The sequence below is a fragment of the Serratia sarumanii genome (assembly GCF_029962605.1).
Lineage (GTDB): Bacteria > Pseudomonadota > Gammaproteobacteria > Enterobacterales > Enterobacteriaceae > Serratia > Serratia sarumanii.
In genome coordinates, this window is sequence record NZ_CP124750.1 from 3,081,276 (window position 1) to 3,094,486 (window position 13,211).

The 13,211-nt window shown below is 61.4% G+C and carries 13 protein-coding genes; 7 read left to right on the forward strand and 6 right to left on the reverse strand.

Annotation, left to right across the window (positions count from 1 at the left end):
- Positions 1-115: 115 nt before the first annotated feature.
- The 3 genes from rclA to rclC are packed head-to-tail and all read right to left on the reverse strand — an operon-like array spanning position 116 to position 2,515.
- On the reverse strand, positions 116-1,453 hold the full coding sequence (rclA, locus tag SSARUM_RS14665) for a reactive chlorine resistance oxidoreductase RclA (protein ID WP_033647818.1): 1,338 nt from the start codon (positions 1,451-1,453) through the stop codon (positions 116-118).
- A 37-nt stretch (positions 1,454-1,490) separates the two neighbouring features.
- On the reverse strand, positions 1,491-1,907 hold the full coding sequence (locus SSARUM_RS14670; RefSeq protein ID WP_223181980.1) for a DUF302 domain-containing protein: 417 nt from the start codon (positions 1,905-1,907) through the stop codon (positions 1,491-1,493).
- A 35-nt stretch (positions 1,908-1,942) separates the two neighbouring features.
- Positions 1,943-2,515: a reactive chlorine resistance membrane protein RclC gene (gene rclC / locus SSARUM_RS14675; RefSeq protein ID WP_089185404.1), complete on the reverse strand. Its 573-nt coding sequence runs from the start codon at positions 2,513-2,515 to the stop codon at positions 1,943-1,945.
- 137 nt (positions 2,516-2,652) lie between these two features.
- On the opposite strand from rclC, the gene SSARUM_RS14680 reads away from it, so the two are divergent.
- The 5 genes from SSARUM_RS14680 to SSARUM_RS14700 all read left to right on the forward strand — a co-directional run bounded on the left by SSARUM_RS14680 (position 2,653) and on the right by SSARUM_RS14700 (position 7,479).
- Complete coding sequence (locus SSARUM_RS14680) at positions 2,653-3,528, forward strand: cupin domain-containing protein (RefSeq protein ID WP_060426002.1); 876 nt, start codon at positions 2,653-2,655, stop codon at positions 3,526-3,528.
- Positions 3,529-3,687: 159 nt separating this feature from the next.
- The gene (locus SSARUM_RS14685) at positions 3,688-4,725 is read left to right on the forward strand and encodes a LacI family DNA-binding transcriptional regulator (RefSeq protein ID WP_060426000.1); all 1,038 of its coding nucleotides are present in this window, start codon (positions 3,688-3,690) and stop codon (positions 4,723-4,725) included.
- Between the two features lie 270 nt (positions 4,726-4,995).
- Positions 4,996-6,231 (forward strand): MFS transporter, encoded by a 1,236-nt coding sequence (locus SSARUM_RS14690; RefSeq protein WP_170929829.1) that lies wholly within the window; start codon positions 4,996-4,998, stop codon positions 6,229-6,231.
- A 21-nt stretch (positions 6,232-6,252) separates the two neighbouring features.
- On the forward strand, positions 6,253-7,014 hold the full coding sequence (locus SSARUM_RS14695) for an SDR family NAD(P)-dependent oxidoreductase (RefSeq protein WP_060427879.1): 762 nt from the start codon (positions 6,253-6,255) through the stop codon (positions 7,012-7,014).
- Positions 7,015-7,062: 48 nt separating this feature from the next.
- Positions 7,063-7,479 (forward strand): RbsD/FucU domain-containing protein, encoded by a 417-nt coding sequence (locus tag SSARUM_RS14700; RefSeq protein WP_060427877.1) that lies wholly within the window; start codon positions 7,063-7,065, stop codon positions 7,477-7,479.
- Positions 7,480-7,530: 51 nt separating this feature from the next.
- On the opposite strand, the gene SSARUM_RS14705 is transcribed toward SSARUM_RS14700, so the two are convergent.
- Positions 7,531-8,874, reverse strand: a complete 1,344-nt coding sequence (locus SSARUM_RS14705) for a colicin-like pore-forming protein (protein WP_033647825.1) — start codon at positions 8,872-8,874, stop codon at positions 7,531-7,533.
- 374 nt (positions 8,875-9,248) lie between these two features.
- On the opposite strand from SSARUM_RS14705, the gene SSARUM_RS14710 reads away from it, so the two are divergent.
- Positions 9,249-9,962 (forward strand): cysteine hydrolase family protein, encoded by a 714-nt coding sequence (locus tag SSARUM_RS14710; RefSeq protein WP_060430235.1) that lies wholly within the window; start codon positions 9,249-9,251, stop codon positions 9,960-9,962.
- A 52-nt stretch (positions 9,963-10,014) separates the two neighbouring features.
- A complete protein-coding gene (locus SSARUM_RS14715; protein WP_052475422.1) occupies positions 10,015-10,998 on the forward strand; it encodes a GlxA family transcriptional regulator in 984 nt (327 codons plus the stop codon).
- Here SSARUM_RS14715 and umuC read toward each other — a convergent pair.
- The gene (gene umuC, locus SSARUM_RS14720; protein WP_060430236.1) at positions 10,935-12,221 is read right to left on the reverse strand and encodes a translesion error-prone DNA polymerase V subunit UmuC; all 1,287 of its coding nucleotides are present in this window, start codon (positions 12,219-12,221) and stop codon (positions 10,935-10,937) included. The genes SSARUM_RS14715 and umuC overlap by 64 nt on opposite strands.
- Positions 12,222-12,425: 204 nt before the next feature.
- Positions 12,426-13,142 (reverse strand): energy transducer TonB, encoded by a 717-nt coding sequence (locus SSARUM_RS14725; protein WP_223181966.1) that lies wholly within the window; start codon positions 13,140-13,142, stop codon positions 12,426-12,428.
- Positions 13,143-13,211 lie beyond the last annotated feature (69 nt).

A 13,211-nucleotide genomic window follows, 5' to 3' on the forward strand; every position in this document is an offset into this window, starting at 1 on the left:
CCTGGAACGTGCCGCAAAGAGAAAACAATAGTACAGAACCCGCCGCCCCGAAGGGCGATAAACGAGAGGTGCTTCGCAGATCTCACTCATCTGCGCCGCCCCCTCTCGCCTCGCTTTACCCTATCAGCCCAAACAGGTCGTTGAGCGACTCGCTCATGGTCGGATGGGTGAACAGCTGATCGCGCAGCCGGGTATAGGGCAGCCCGGCGTCCATCGCCGTTTTGACGATGTTGATCGTCTCATGAGCATCGCGGCACAGCAGCGCCACGCCGAGGATTTGGCCGGTCTGCGCATCGACCACCGCCTTCAGCAGGCCGCGCGTGTCGCCCAGCACGCGGGCGCGCGGGATCGCCGCCGCCGGCAGCGTGGCGACCTTAATGTCGCGCCCCTGCTGCCGCGCCTGATCTTCGCTGAGGCCGATACGCGAGAAGCTGGGGGTGATGAACACCGAGTAAGGCACCGCGCCGCGATCGGCCGTGCTGCGTTTACCCGCGCCGAACAGGCTGTCGCGCACAATGCGGAAATCGTCCAGCGAGATATAGGTAAACTGCGGCCCGCCGTTGACGTCCCCCAGCGCCCAAATATGCGGCACGCTGCTGCGCAGTTGCGCGTCCACCCGCACGGCGCCGCGCTCATCCGTCTCAACGCCGGCGCGCGCCAGCTGCAAACCTGCGGTGTTCGGCCCGCGCCCGGCCGCCACCAGCAGCGCATCGAACGACTGCACGCCGCCCTGATGCACCACCTCAACGCCCCCTTCCACATCGCGCACCTGCTTCACGCCGGCGTTAAACGTGAAGCTGACTCCGGCGTCGCTCAGGATTTGCTGTATCGCCTGCGCCATATCGCGGTCTTCCCGGCCGAGCAACGCATCCGCCTCTTCGAATACCGTCACGGCGCTGCCGAACTGCGCGAACATCGAAGCGAACTCCAGCCCGATATAACCGCCGCCAATAATGCCCAACCGCGCGGGCCGCTGCGTCAACTGCAGCAGGCCGGTGCTGTCGTAACTCCGCTGCGAGCGATCCAACCCGTCGATCGCCGGCCAGCGGCTGACGGCCCCGGTGTTGATGAAGATGCGCTCGCCGCTCAGCACCTGCGTTCCCGCCGCGCCCTGCACGCTGATGCGATGCGGATCGATAAACTCCGCCCGTCCGTCGATCACCGTAACCTGTTCAAGCCCCGCCAGGTTTTGATAATTTTTCTCCCGCAGCAGGCCGGTCACCTGCCGCTTGCGCGCCATCGCCTGGCTGAACGCCTGTTCGCCCGGCCCGTGAAGCTCGGCATCGTGCACCAGCGTTTTGGTCGGGATGCAGCCGATGTTGATGCAGGTGCCGCCATACATCTGCGCCGACGCCTCCACCATCGCCACGCGCCATCCCTGCCCGGCCAGAAAGGCCGCCAGCGTTTTGCCGGCCTTGCCAAAACCGATGATAATCGCCTGATAATCGTACATTGTGTCGCCTCGTCTCATGATGTTCATCACCGGTCAATCAGCGTATTGCGGCCTCAACTAACCGCTCCAGCGGCCTCAGCGCCGCGATCTGTCGTTCGTCGGCCCCGGCGCTCCGCTTCAGACTTTCCGCCGGGTGGTAGCTGACCTGCGTTTTGCCCCGTTCGTCTTGCGCAATCAGCACCCTGAACGGCAGATCCAGCGCCAACGCCGGCCGCGCCAGCATCAGCGGCGTGCCCGCCAGCGGGTTGCCCAGCACCAGCACCGTGGTGGGCGGCATCGCCAGATGATGCTCACGCGCCGCTTTCGCGTGATCGAACTCGGCGAACAGCGTCACGCCCTTCTGCTCGGCCGTGCTGATAATGCGCTGACGCGTTTGCTGATAAGCGTAGGCGCTCTCTACCGTTCGGGTTTCTTGCCCCATCGTCCCCTCCCCCACGGCAGAACAGGCCAGCATCATCAGGCTGCCGGCCACGGCCCGGTTCATGACGCTCATGCGACCTTCCCTCGCCACTGTTTCTCGAGCAAACTGCGCGCCGAATCCGCCATGATCATCACCGCGCCCGCCAACATCAGGGTGTCCTTCAGCACCAGGCGCCCGGCGCCGGAGAGATAAGGGAAACCGTGATGCGCATCGCCCAGCGCGGGCACCCAGGCCTCCGGGGTGGTGATCAAAAAGGTCAGCGTCACCAGCGGCGTGCAAAAAGAGAGCATGCCGCCCAATAGCCCCAGCCATTTGGAGAACGGGTTGGCCAGCACCAGCAGCGCGATCGCCACTTCCACCACGCCCAGGCCGTTGGAGAAGCCATAGGTATTGTTGGCCTGCTGCCAGGCGCGGGCGGCGAGGTTCAGTTCGCCTTCGTGCGTCAGGTGAGCCTGATAGTCCTGCGGCATGTCATAGAAAAACGACATCAGCGGGCTGTTGGCGACGAACGGCGTGATGCTGTCCGCTTCGTAAGGGATGAATTTGAGCAGACCAATCCATAAGAAAACGATGGCGATGCTGAGGCGAATCAGCGTTAATCCCAGCTTGTCGCCCTTGCTCAGAAAGAATAGTATTTTCATTACCGGCTCCATGTCATTGATAACTCATGCATCGCAGCGGCGCCCTCCGCATCGCTGCACTATCGAACCGATCTTAGTGCTTCGCATTACGCCGGCCCATTGCCGAAACAATCAGCTTCTTAGCCAGGAGTCTCAAAATGGATCCGCTCAGCCAACTGTTGATGCTTAACGACATGCGCGGTTATGTGGCGCGCGATTGCCATTTCAGCGGCGAGTGGCGCTCGCCGCATGCCGCCGGGGAGTGGAGCCAGATCCGCTGGCACATGGTGCTGGCGGGCAGCTGTCGGCTGGAGATCCCCGGCGGCCGGCCGGTACCGCTGGAGCAAGGCAGCCTGCTGTTCTTGCCGCACAACTCCGCCCACCGCCTACTGCCGGAGAGGGCCGACAGCGCCACGCACCTGCTGTGCGGCGTGCAAATCTTGCCGCACAGCGCGTCGCCGCTGCTGGCGAGCCTGCCGGAATGTTTGCTGTTCAACAGCCGCCAACAGGGGCGGCTGGCGCTGCTGCAGGCGACCGGCCAGCTGCTGAGCGATGAGTTCAGCCAACAGGGCCAGGGGCACAACGCCATTGTCAGCCAGACCATGGCGCTGCTGTTCGCGCTGGCGATCCGCGCCTGGCTGGCCCAGCCAAATCAGAGCGGCAATCTGGTCGCCGCGTTGCTGCATCCGCAGTTGGGCAACGTGGTTGAACAGATGCTGCGCCGCCCGCAACATCCCTGGACGCTGGTTGAACTGAGCAAACAGGCCCATATGTCGCGCGCCAACTTCGCCCGCGTCTTTCGTCAGGTCACGCAGCAAACGCCGCTGCAGGCCCTTACCGCCATCCGCATGCAGCTGGCGGCCCGGCTGCTGGCGCGCCAGGCGTTGCCGCTGAGCCGTATCGCCGAACAGGCCGGCTATTCGTCGGAGGTGGCGCTGCACAAAGCCTTCACCCGCCACTTCGGCCTGACGCCGGGAAAATTCCGCCAGCAGGCCGCCGAGACACCGCCGGACGCTTGCCCGATCCCGGCGTAACCTCCCACCCCGCCTTACTGTTTAGTAAACAACTCGGCCGCCGCCTGACAACTCTCACAAATGCGCGATCCCATGCGGGTTTCGCCCCGGTTGCGGCTTGCCTGCGCCTGTCTTCCCTTATAGATTGCAGGCTAACGGCAGGCAGCAAGGTATCGGCAAATGGCAAATATTCGAGATGTCGCACGGTTGGCCGGCGTCTCTATCAGCAGCGTGTCGAACCTGCTGAATAATCGCAGCCACCAGATGAGCGCGCAGACCCGTGGGCGCATCGAACAAGCGATGGCAACCCTGGGGTATCGGCCGGCCCGAACGGCGGCGTTGCCCGCACCGCAGGCGAAGATCATCGGCCTGCTGCTGCCGTCGATCGTCAACCCGAGCTTTTCGGCGCTGGCGCATGCGGTCGACGGCGCGGCGCGGGCTCATCGCTACCGCGTCTTGCTCGGCAACGCCTACCGTCAGGAACAGGAAGAGGCCGCGTTTATCGACGATATGTTCCTGCATGGCGTGCGCGGCATCATTGTGGCGGCGAGCGACATTCGCCAGACCCATTTTGTCCGGGCCGCCGAGAGAGGCATGAAGATCGTCAGCTACGACAGCCCGTTCGCCGAGCAGATGGCCACCGATGCCCGGCTGTTCGACAGCGTATCGATGGACAATATCGCCGCCGGGCGCCTGGCCGCGCAGCACCTGCTCGAACGCGGCTGCCGACACATTGTGTTCGCCACCGAAGCGACGCTGACCGTCGGGCGCAGCCACAAGATCGACGGTTTTCTAAGTGCGCTGGGGCACAGCCTGAGCGAACGCCAACGGGTGATCGAAGGCAAAGCCAACAGCGCCTACGGCGACACGGAAATGTTCGAATTAGGGCTGACGCTGGCGCCGCGCGTGCTCGCGCTGACGCCGCGCCCGGACGGCATCGTGGCGATTAACGATGCGCTGGGCATCGGGCTGATGGTGGGGCTGCGCGCCGCCGGCGTCCAGGTGCCCGCAGACATCTCGGTAATCGGCATCGACAATATCGCGCTGGCCGGCCTGGCCGAACCGGGGCTGACGTCCGTCAGGCCGCCGCTGGCGGAGATGGCGCAGCTGATGGTCGAGCGCCTGATCGGCCGCATCAACGATGATGCGCAACCGCCCGGCGAGTTTCTCTTCCCGCCGACGGTCATCAGCCGGCGCTCGGTCAAAGCCGCCGGCTAAATGAAATAACAGCGTCTTCCCCAGGCGATGCGCCGCGGCATCGTCCGGATCGGTGTCAGCCAAAACAAAGGAACAGGCCGTCGGGCTTAAGGGATGCCCGCGCCTCAATGAATCAGCGTCGTGCCATTATTTAACATTCAGCTCAGGGTAATGAGCCGGGCCTCTATTATTCCGATTAACCACATTGGAAATATCAAAATGAAAATAAGCAAGCCGCAGGATATTGAACGCAGCGCTATCAGGAAATTGACGCTGCATATTGTCCCCCTCATGATTTTATTGTATTTCCTGGCGTTTCTCGATCGCAATAACATGGCCTACGCCGCCAAAGCGCTGGAAGATAACCTGGGCCTGACCGCCTCGGCCTTCGGCTTCGCCTCCGGGATTTTCTTTATCGGCTATTTCCTGTTTGAAATACCCAGCAACGCCGGCACCATTAAATTCGGCCCGCGCATCTGGTTCGCCAGAATATTAATTTCCTGGGGCATCTTCGCGACCCTGCTCGGCTTTGTACGCACGCCGCTGGAGCTGTATATCTGCCGTTTTATGCTGGGCGTGTGCGAAGCCGGATTCTTTCCCTCGGTGGTGTATTACTTTACGGTGTTCTTCCCGGAAAAATACCGCACCAAAATTCTCGGCATGTTCATCATCGTCCAGCCGCTGTCCAACGCCGTCGGCTCGCCGATTTCCGGCTTTATTCTCAATATTCAGCATGACTGGTTCGGGTTCGCCCCCTGGCAGCTGCTGTTTATCCTCGAAGGGTTGCCGCCGATCGTCATCGGCCTGCTGATCCCGTTCCTCATCAAGAACTCGCCCAAGGACGTTGGTTATCTGAACGTGGAGGAAAAGGCCTGGCTGATGAGCAACGCCGGCCGCTCCAAATCCGGCTCTAAAATCACGCTGGGCGACTTCCTGAAAGGGATGAAGAACAAGAAATACCTGCTCTACGCACTGCTCAACTTCGGCATGGTGTGCGGCATTTACGGCTTCGGCACCTGGCTGCCGTCGATCATTACCGCCCTCTCCGGCGGCGATATCTTCCGCGTCAGCCTGCTGGCGCTCATTCCCTACGGCCTGGCCGCGCTGCTGGTGTACCCGTGGAGCCTGTGGGCCAGCAAAACCAAAAAGCTCGGCGTATTCGCCGGCCTCAGCATGGTGGTCGCTGCTATCGGCCTGATGGGGGCGGTGACGTTTTTTAAATACGATCCGCTCGTCGCGCTGTCGTTCCTGTGCATCGCCGCTATCGGCATCTACACCGCCGTACCGCCGTTTTTATCTATGCCCGCCAATATTTCCACCGGCGCGGCCGCGGCCGCCGGGCTGGCGGTGGTCAGCTGCATCGGCAATATCGGCGGCTTCGTCGCGCCTTATGCGGTGGGCGTGCTGAACGATCTGACCGGCAGCAGCGCGCCGGGGCTGTTTTTCCTGGCCTCGTGCCTGCTGGCCACCGGGTTGATCTGCATTTTCTACTGCGCGAAACAGCGTGAAGGCGTCATCAATACTTAACGAACCAATAAGGAGTCAATCATGGGCGATCTTGCGGGCAAAAAGGTGTTTATCACCGGGGCGGAACAGGGCATCGGCCGCGCCACCGCAGAGCGGCTGATCAAGGCCGGTTGCGACATCTATTTTCACTATCACAGCGACGAAAGCGGCCCCAAAGCGCTGGTGGCGCTGGCCCATTCATTGGGGCAAAAGGCCGCTTACGGCTACGCCGATCTCATCGATAGCGACGAAACGCTGCGCTGCGTCTCGGCCGGCGCCGAGTTTCTCGGCGGCATCGATATTCTGGTCAATAACGTCGGCGGCATCGTCGGGCGAAAATGGCTGGGCGAGATCGACCGCGCCTTCTGGCAAACCGTGATCGACGTGAACATGACCACCATGCTGAACGTGACACAAAGCGCGCTGCCGTTCCTGAAGGCGGCAAACGGCGCCAGCATCGTCAACCTGGCGTCGCAGGCCGGCCGCGCCGGCGGGCACTCTGGCTCGCTGGTCTATTCCGCCACCAAGGGCGCGGTGCTCACCTGGACGCGCTCGCTGGCGGCAGAGCTGGGCGAATACGGCATCCGGGTGAACGCGGTGGCGCCCGGCCTGATCCTCGGCACCCGCTTCCATAATCGCCACACCACCCAGGCATCGGCGGAGGAAACCGTTCGCGCCATCCCGCTGGGCCGTGCAGGCACGCCGGACGACGTGGCGCGCGCCATCGCCTTCCTGGCGGCAGAGTACGACGGCTTCATCTCCGGCGCCACCCTCGACATCAACGGCGGCATCTACCGCATGTAATTCAGCCGCGGGCGGCACGGCTGCCGCCCCCTATTCAGGTATCGCCTTATGATTAAATCCTCCATCACCCACCCGCCGCTGCTCGCCGCGCTGGCGCAATGCGGGCATAAAACCCAGGTACTGATCGCCGACGGCAACTACGCCTGCGTGACGCACGCGCCGAAAGACGCCACCGTGGTCTATCTGAACCTGGCGCCCGGCACGCTCGCCGCCCCGCCGATCCTGGAAAAGCTGCTGGCCTGCATCAACGTGGAAAGCGCCGCGCTGATGGCCTGCCCGCCGGACTTCACCAACACCATCGAAGCCGAATATCGGCAGCTGCTGCCGGCACAGTGCCCGGTCGAACATCTGCCGCGCGAGGCGTTTTACGCCGCGGTCAAATCGGATCGGACGCTGCTGGTGATCGCCTCCGGCGAGCAGCGCCGCTTCGCCAACCTGCTGCTGACGGTGGCGCCGGTGGTGTGAAAAATGGACATGTCGATAGGATAAAAAGAGGGGGCTCCCCCCCTCTTGCGGTTACAGATCCACAATCAGTTTTTCCAGTTCTCCTGCAAGAGCCGCATCGATATAGCTGGTAGCCCAGCCAAACAGATAAGCGAATGCAAAAATGCCCACCGTCGACGACACCAGCGTCGGCGCGAAAAACGCGGCGATAGCGGAGAGCGTGTAGCCTGCCCCGATGGACAACCCGAGCGCCTCAAGCTGATTACGGAACGCTTTCCAGCTGCCGGTAGAGAAACCCTCGATCGCGGCGTTTGTCAGGTCCGCCCCTTTAATCGCCCAATCCACGCCGGTAAACGCCTTGCCCAATACCCGCGCATTGCGGGCATACTGTTCCGCATCGATCTTTTTCAACCAGGCGACAATCGCCGCTTTATCCTGCGCCTTGAGCTTTTTGTTCAAGCCCTTCGTCAATTGCTCGTAGGTTTTTTCCGCATCCTGCACATTGCGGATATATCTGCCTTGAATTCCTGCCTCCAAATCCTTGGCGAGCTTGGCGTATTTCGCGCCGAGCTTTTCCGCAATGTCTTTATTGATGCCGGCGGCCAGGCTGACGCCATCCTTGATCGCTTTTAATTCCGCATTTTGATATTCGACGAACTCCTTAACGATATTTTTTACCGTGCCTGGAGATTTCACCGGCTTACCGTTGGCATATTTCACCTCCATGCCATTCAGGTTATCCCCTCTCACCACGGCGATAAACGCGGGCCGGTTCTTATTGGCCTTATAGTAGAGACTGTAGGTCGCCATTCCGGCTTGCTTTTCCACCTTCAAATGATGAAAGCCGAAATAACTCCCGGTCGTGCGGGTCGTCGAGAACTCACCGCTTTTGCCGTTACCATGCCAGCCGTTGACGGGCCGATCGCGGTGTGAGTCTGTCACGAAACTGCCTAACGAAGAGGCGCCGATCTGCCCGGCGTTCAGGCCATTACTACCACCTTTACCGGGGGTTGAAGTTTTGCGCGCATGGCCGGTTTCGATATCCCCGATCGCCACCATTCCGCCCTTGGCGTTGACTCCCATCACCAGTCCACCCAGGCCAATGTGCTTAGCCTGATCGGCCGTCAGACCTGTGGCAGAAAGGCTCAGCGTGCCGGACGGGCTGACGCTTTCAATACGCAATTGTGCATCCGGGTTGATTCTGCGCGCCGCCTTGATCACCGCCGCCAGCTTCATGCGCAACGCCGGATCGTTTTGGATCGCCGCTATCTGTTGCTGTTCCGGGCTGTTGCCAACACTGGCGCCGCCGCGATCGCCGGAATGGCCCTTATCACCGCCCCCAGGTTCTGGGCCCGTACCACGTTCAGAACTCCAGTTAGTTCCATCCCCTTTACCGCCATAATTAAATCCAGGCATATGCTTAATCCTTATTTCTTTATTATCAACATACCGAGAAATACGCACGACGTAATTCTCGGCAAACCAATTTTTAACTGCCCGTCCGTTATAGAAATTCACAGCAACAAGAACAATGCATGGTGGCTGTGTGGCAGATCAAACAAAGAGAAACGGCGTTAACGACAGAAATATGACGACCGAAAAACTTGATAGTCATAAATAGAAGGCGCTTACAGGAGGGGGGATATGCTACGGTTTCCGATCCCGATTCAGATAACAGCCGCACACGAATTTGGCCCAAAAATACCGAATGTGGTCACCTGCCCTACTCTTGCACGATGAGCGGATGGCAAATAATGGCTCCCGAACTTATCGTTAACAGGAGAGTACAAATGAAAGCTTTGGTTCATGCCACCTTGCTGGCCGCCATGATGGGCGCCGCTTCCTTCAATGCATTGGCTCAGGAGACCGAGAACGTGAATAGTAAAACCATCAGGGCCATGTCGGGCGCCCCCGCCACCACTAACCTGTCCGCCGCCAAAACGGCGCTGATCGTGGTGGATATCCAGAATGAATATTATGCAGGCAATAACTTCCGCGGCAAGATGGTTATCCCGGATGGCCAGAAGGTGTTGGATAACAGTAACAAGCTGGTTGAGTTCGCCCGCAAAAACGGCATGCCGGTCTATTTCGTGCGGCATCTGGGGCCGGCCAACGGCCCGCTGTTTGCCGAAGGCTCGGTCTACGCCGAATTCCATCAGGCGCTGCAACCCGCTAAAGGGGATGTAGTGATCACCAAAGCGACGCCGAGCGCGTTCATCGGCACCGATCTGGATGCGCAGCTGAAGAAGCAGGGCATCAAAACGCTGATTGTGGCCGGTTTGATGACGCACATGTGCATCTCTTCTACCGCACGCGACGCGGTGCCGCTCGGCTATGATGTGTTGATCCCGCAAGACGCGACGGCGACGCGCGATCTGGACGACGGCGCGGGCGGCGTGGTCGATCATCGCGTGTTGCAGCGGGCGGCGCTGGCCGCGGTGGCGGACGTGTTTGCGGAAATCAAAACTACCGAGGGCATCCTGGCGCTGCCGGTGACCAAATAAGGTTCAGCACGCCGCTCCCCGGCGGCGCACACTGCAAGAGGCGTTATCGCGGATGAAAATAGGCATTGTGGTTTTCGACGGCATCATTCCCTTTCACCTTTCGGTGCCCTTTGCGGTGTTTGAAAAAGTGCTGGCGCCTTCAGGCGCGCCGCTGTGCGAACTGACCCTGTGCGCCGCCGAGCCTGGCGAGCTGAAAACCAATGCCGGTTTTTCCATTGTGGTCAACCTTGGGCTCGGCGCGCTGAGCGGCATGGATATGGTGATCGTGCCCAGTTGGGACGATCCGGCCCGCCAGCCGGAACCCGCGCTGCTGGATGCGCTGTGCCATGCCCATGCCGCCGGCGCCACCGTCGTCGGCCTTTGCATGGGCGCATTCGTGCTGGCGGCGGCGGGCCTGCTGAATCATCGCCGGGCCACTACCCACTGGCGCTGGCTGCCGGACTTTCAGCAACGTTATCCGGCGGTGCTCGTCGAAAATGACGTGCTGTATCTCGATGAAGGGGATGTCGTGACGTCGGCCGGCACCGCCGCCGGCATCGATTGCTGCCTGCACCTGGTGAGAAAACGCTGGGGCGCGGACATGGCGGCGCAGGCGGCGCGCCAGTTGGTAGTGCCCCCTCACCGGCAAGGCGGACAATCGCAGTATGTCGCGCTGCCGGTGCAAAATACCCGCCAGGGGGACAACTTTTCCTTGGCGCTGGCCTGGGCGATGGAAAACCTGCATCAGATGCTGTCGTTGGATAGTCTCGCGCAGAAAGCCTGCATGAGCCGCCGCAGCTTTACCCGCCGGTTTCAGCAAACCACGGGCACCCGCTTTTCGCTTTGGCTGCTGAATCAGCGCCTCATCGCCGCACAGCGTTTGCTGGAAAAGAGCGACTGCTCGGTGGAAACCATCGCGGAAAAGGTCGGCTTTCCCTCTACCACCTCATTGCGGCGTCACTTTCTTAAGCAACTGAACACCTCGCCCTCGCGCTACCGGCGTGAGTTTCGCGGCGACAGCCGCACCACCGGAATATCCGCCAGCCGGGTGGTGTAGGCCGGTGACAGCATTTCGCGCTTCATTTGCCACGGCTTGACGATCCCCTGCCCGGCGAACCACACGCGCCCGCGCCCCTCCTGATTCAGGCGATCGAGGGTCGCCATCAGCCGCTCGCTGTTGCGGCGCGGCGGGCAGTCGTCGAACAGGTCGATCTGCGCCATGGCGGCGGCGCTGAAATCCCCCAGCACCACGCCGCCCTTCAGATAACGCCGCCCTTCCTGCCAGATGCTTTCCAGCGCGCGCACCGCCATGGCGATGATGTCGCGGCTGTCGTTGCTCGGCGTTTGCAGCCGGGCGGTGCCCATATTGCTGTAATACCCTTCGCCCGCCGAATGCGGGCTGGTTTTGATAAACACCGACACGTTGCGGCAATAGCGCTTTTCCTGCCGCAGCTTTTCGGCGGCGCGTTCGGCATAGCTGCAGATGGCCTCGCGCATGTGCGGGTAATGCGTCAGCCGCTGGCCGAACGAGCGGGAACAGATGATCTGTTCTTTCGCCGCCACCTCATCTTCCCATTGCAGGCACGACTCGCCGCGCAGCTCGCGTATCGTGCGTTCCAGCACCACGCTGAAGGTTTTACGCGCCAGCCGGGTATCGCAGTCCGCCAACTGCAGCGCGGTGTGAATGCCCATCGCCTGCAGCTGGCGAGTCAGGCGGCGCCCCACGCCCCATACCTCTTCCACCGGGATCAGCGCCAGCAGCTTGCGCTGGCGCGCCGGATCGGATAAATCCACCACGCCGCCGGTGCCGCGCCATTTCTTGGCGGCGAAGTTGGCCAGTTTGGCCAGCGTTTTGCTCGGCGCAATGCCGACCCCGACCGTTAAATGCAGCTCGCGCCGGATACGATCGCGCACCCGCTGGCCGAACGGCTCCAGCGCTTCGCAGTGCGCCACGCCGTCCAGCCGCAGAAAGGCTTCGTCCAGCGAGTAGATCTCCACCGCCGGCGCCATCTCTTCCAGCGTGTCCATCACCCGGCGGGACATATCGGCGTACAGCGCGTAGTTGGAGGAGAACACCGCGACGTTGCGGCGGCGCATCTCCTCTTTGATCTTGAAATAAGGCGCGCCCATCGGCACGCCCAGCGCCTTCGCCTCGGCGCTGCGGGCGATCACGCAGCCGTCGTTGTTGGACAGCACGATCACCGGCCGCCCGCGCAGATCGGGCCGAAAGATGGTCTCGCAGGAAGCGTAGAAGCTGTTGACGTCTACCAGGGCGAACATGGTTACTGACCTTTCATCGTCAGAAGACAGGCCGGCGTCATCGTCAGTGGGTTGTTATTCATAATGGCACCAAATTACTGTTCATGCATACAGTATTTGTATTTTTCTGGTGACGATCAAGTAGAAACCACCCCATCGCTGCTATCCGTTTGATGCGCTTTGGCTTTTAACTCAGCCTCCGTTTACCTGGAGCCGAGTTTTTCATTAACGGCGAACTTCACGCAGATCGAAACGAATCGGAATGTTCACGCTGAATTCCGCCTGCCCCGCTGCGATCTCGTTGCCGGGCGCGGGCAGTGGAGAAGCGCGCTGCGGTAACTGAAGCGCCTCCCGGTCGAGCGAAGCAACCCCACTCGATCGCAATAGCTTCACACCCAGCACGTTCCCCTGCCGATCCAACGTCACGGCAACCTGAACAACCCCCTGGCGCTGTTGGCGTACCGCCAGAGCCGGGTAGCGTTTGAAACGGCTCAAATGCGCCAACAGCAGGCCGCTCCAGACCGAGGCATCCTGGCTCGGCTGCGACGCCACGCTGGTTTGCGGCGCGGCAACACGCTTTCCATCCAGAGACGGCGGCGCGCTGGTGCTTGATGCTATTGAGCTTGCCGACGCTATTTTTTCCTGTTCCTGTTCCTTTTGCCTTGGGCGCGGCGGTTCCGTCTTCGGTCTGATGGGGTCGTTCCGTTGCCCTTTGGCCTTGCTCTGCTGCTCCGTCGCACGCGGCGCATGAATCAGCGGAGGCATCGCCGCCTCCGGTTCCCGGTTGGCCTGCCGTTGCGCCACCGCCTGCACCTGGCGCACGCCGGTTGGCATCGGCTCTGCGTTGGGGGTCGATTCCGCCTGCTCGGCAACCATCATCAACACCATCGGTTGCGCCGCGGGCAGCAACGGTGGCACCAGGTGATAACCAAGGCCAAACAACAACGTACCATGCAGACCCAACGCCAACACATTGGCGGTAGCCCAGCGCAATCGCCCGCCTGTAGGCGG

What these genes read in the sequence shown, in the direction of transcription:
- rclA (WP_033647818.1), bottom strand. Translation starts at nt 1,453, where the DNA reads ATGTACGATTATCAGGCGATTATCATCGGTTTTGGCAAGGCCGGCAAA.
- SSARUM_RS14670 (WP_223181980.1), bottom strand. Translation starts at nt 1,907, where the DNA reads ATGCTGGCCTGTTCTGCCGTGGGGGAGGGGACGATGGGGCAAGAAACC.
- rclC (WP_089185404.1), bottom strand. Translation starts at nt 2,515, where the DNA reads ATGAAAATACTATTCTTTCTGAGCAAGGGCGACAAGCTGGGATTAACG.
- SSARUM_RS14680 (WP_060426002.1), top strand. Translation starts at nt 2,653, where the DNA reads ATGGATCCGCTCAGCCAACTGTTGATGCTTAACGACATGCGCGGTTAT.
- SSARUM_RS14685 (WP_060426000.1), top strand. Translation starts at nt 3,688, where the DNA reads ATGGCAAATATTCGAGATGTCGCACGGTTGGCCGGCGTCTCTATCAGC.
- SSARUM_RS14690 (WP_170929829.1), top strand. Translation starts at nt 4,996, where the DNA reads ATGATTTTATTGTATTTCCTGGCGTTTCTCGATCGCAATAACATGGCC.
- SSARUM_RS14695 (WP_060427879.1), top strand. Translation starts at nt 6,253, where the DNA reads ATGGGCGATCTTGCGGGCAAAAAGGTGTTTATCACCGGGGCGGAACAG.
- SSARUM_RS14700 (WP_060427877.1), top strand. Translation starts at nt 7,063, where the DNA reads ATGATTAAATCCTCCATCACCCACCCGCCGCTGCTCGCCGCGCTGGCG.
- SSARUM_RS14705 (WP_033647825.1), bottom strand. Translation starts at nt 8,874, where the DNA reads ATGCCTGGATTTAATTATGGCGGTAAAGGGGATGGAACTAACTGGAGT.
- SSARUM_RS14710 (WP_060430235.1), top strand. Translation starts at nt 9,249, where the DNA reads ATGAAAGCTTTGGTTCATGCCACCTTGCTGGCCGCCATGATGGGCGCC.
- SSARUM_RS14715 (WP_052475422.1), top strand. Translation starts at nt 10,015, where the DNA reads ATGAAAATAGGCATTGTGGTTTTCGACGGCATCATTCCCTTTCACCTT.
- umuC (WP_060430236.1), bottom strand. Translation starts at nt 12,221, where the DNA reads ATGTTCGCCCTGGTAGACGTCAACAGCTTCTACGCTTCCTGCGAGACC.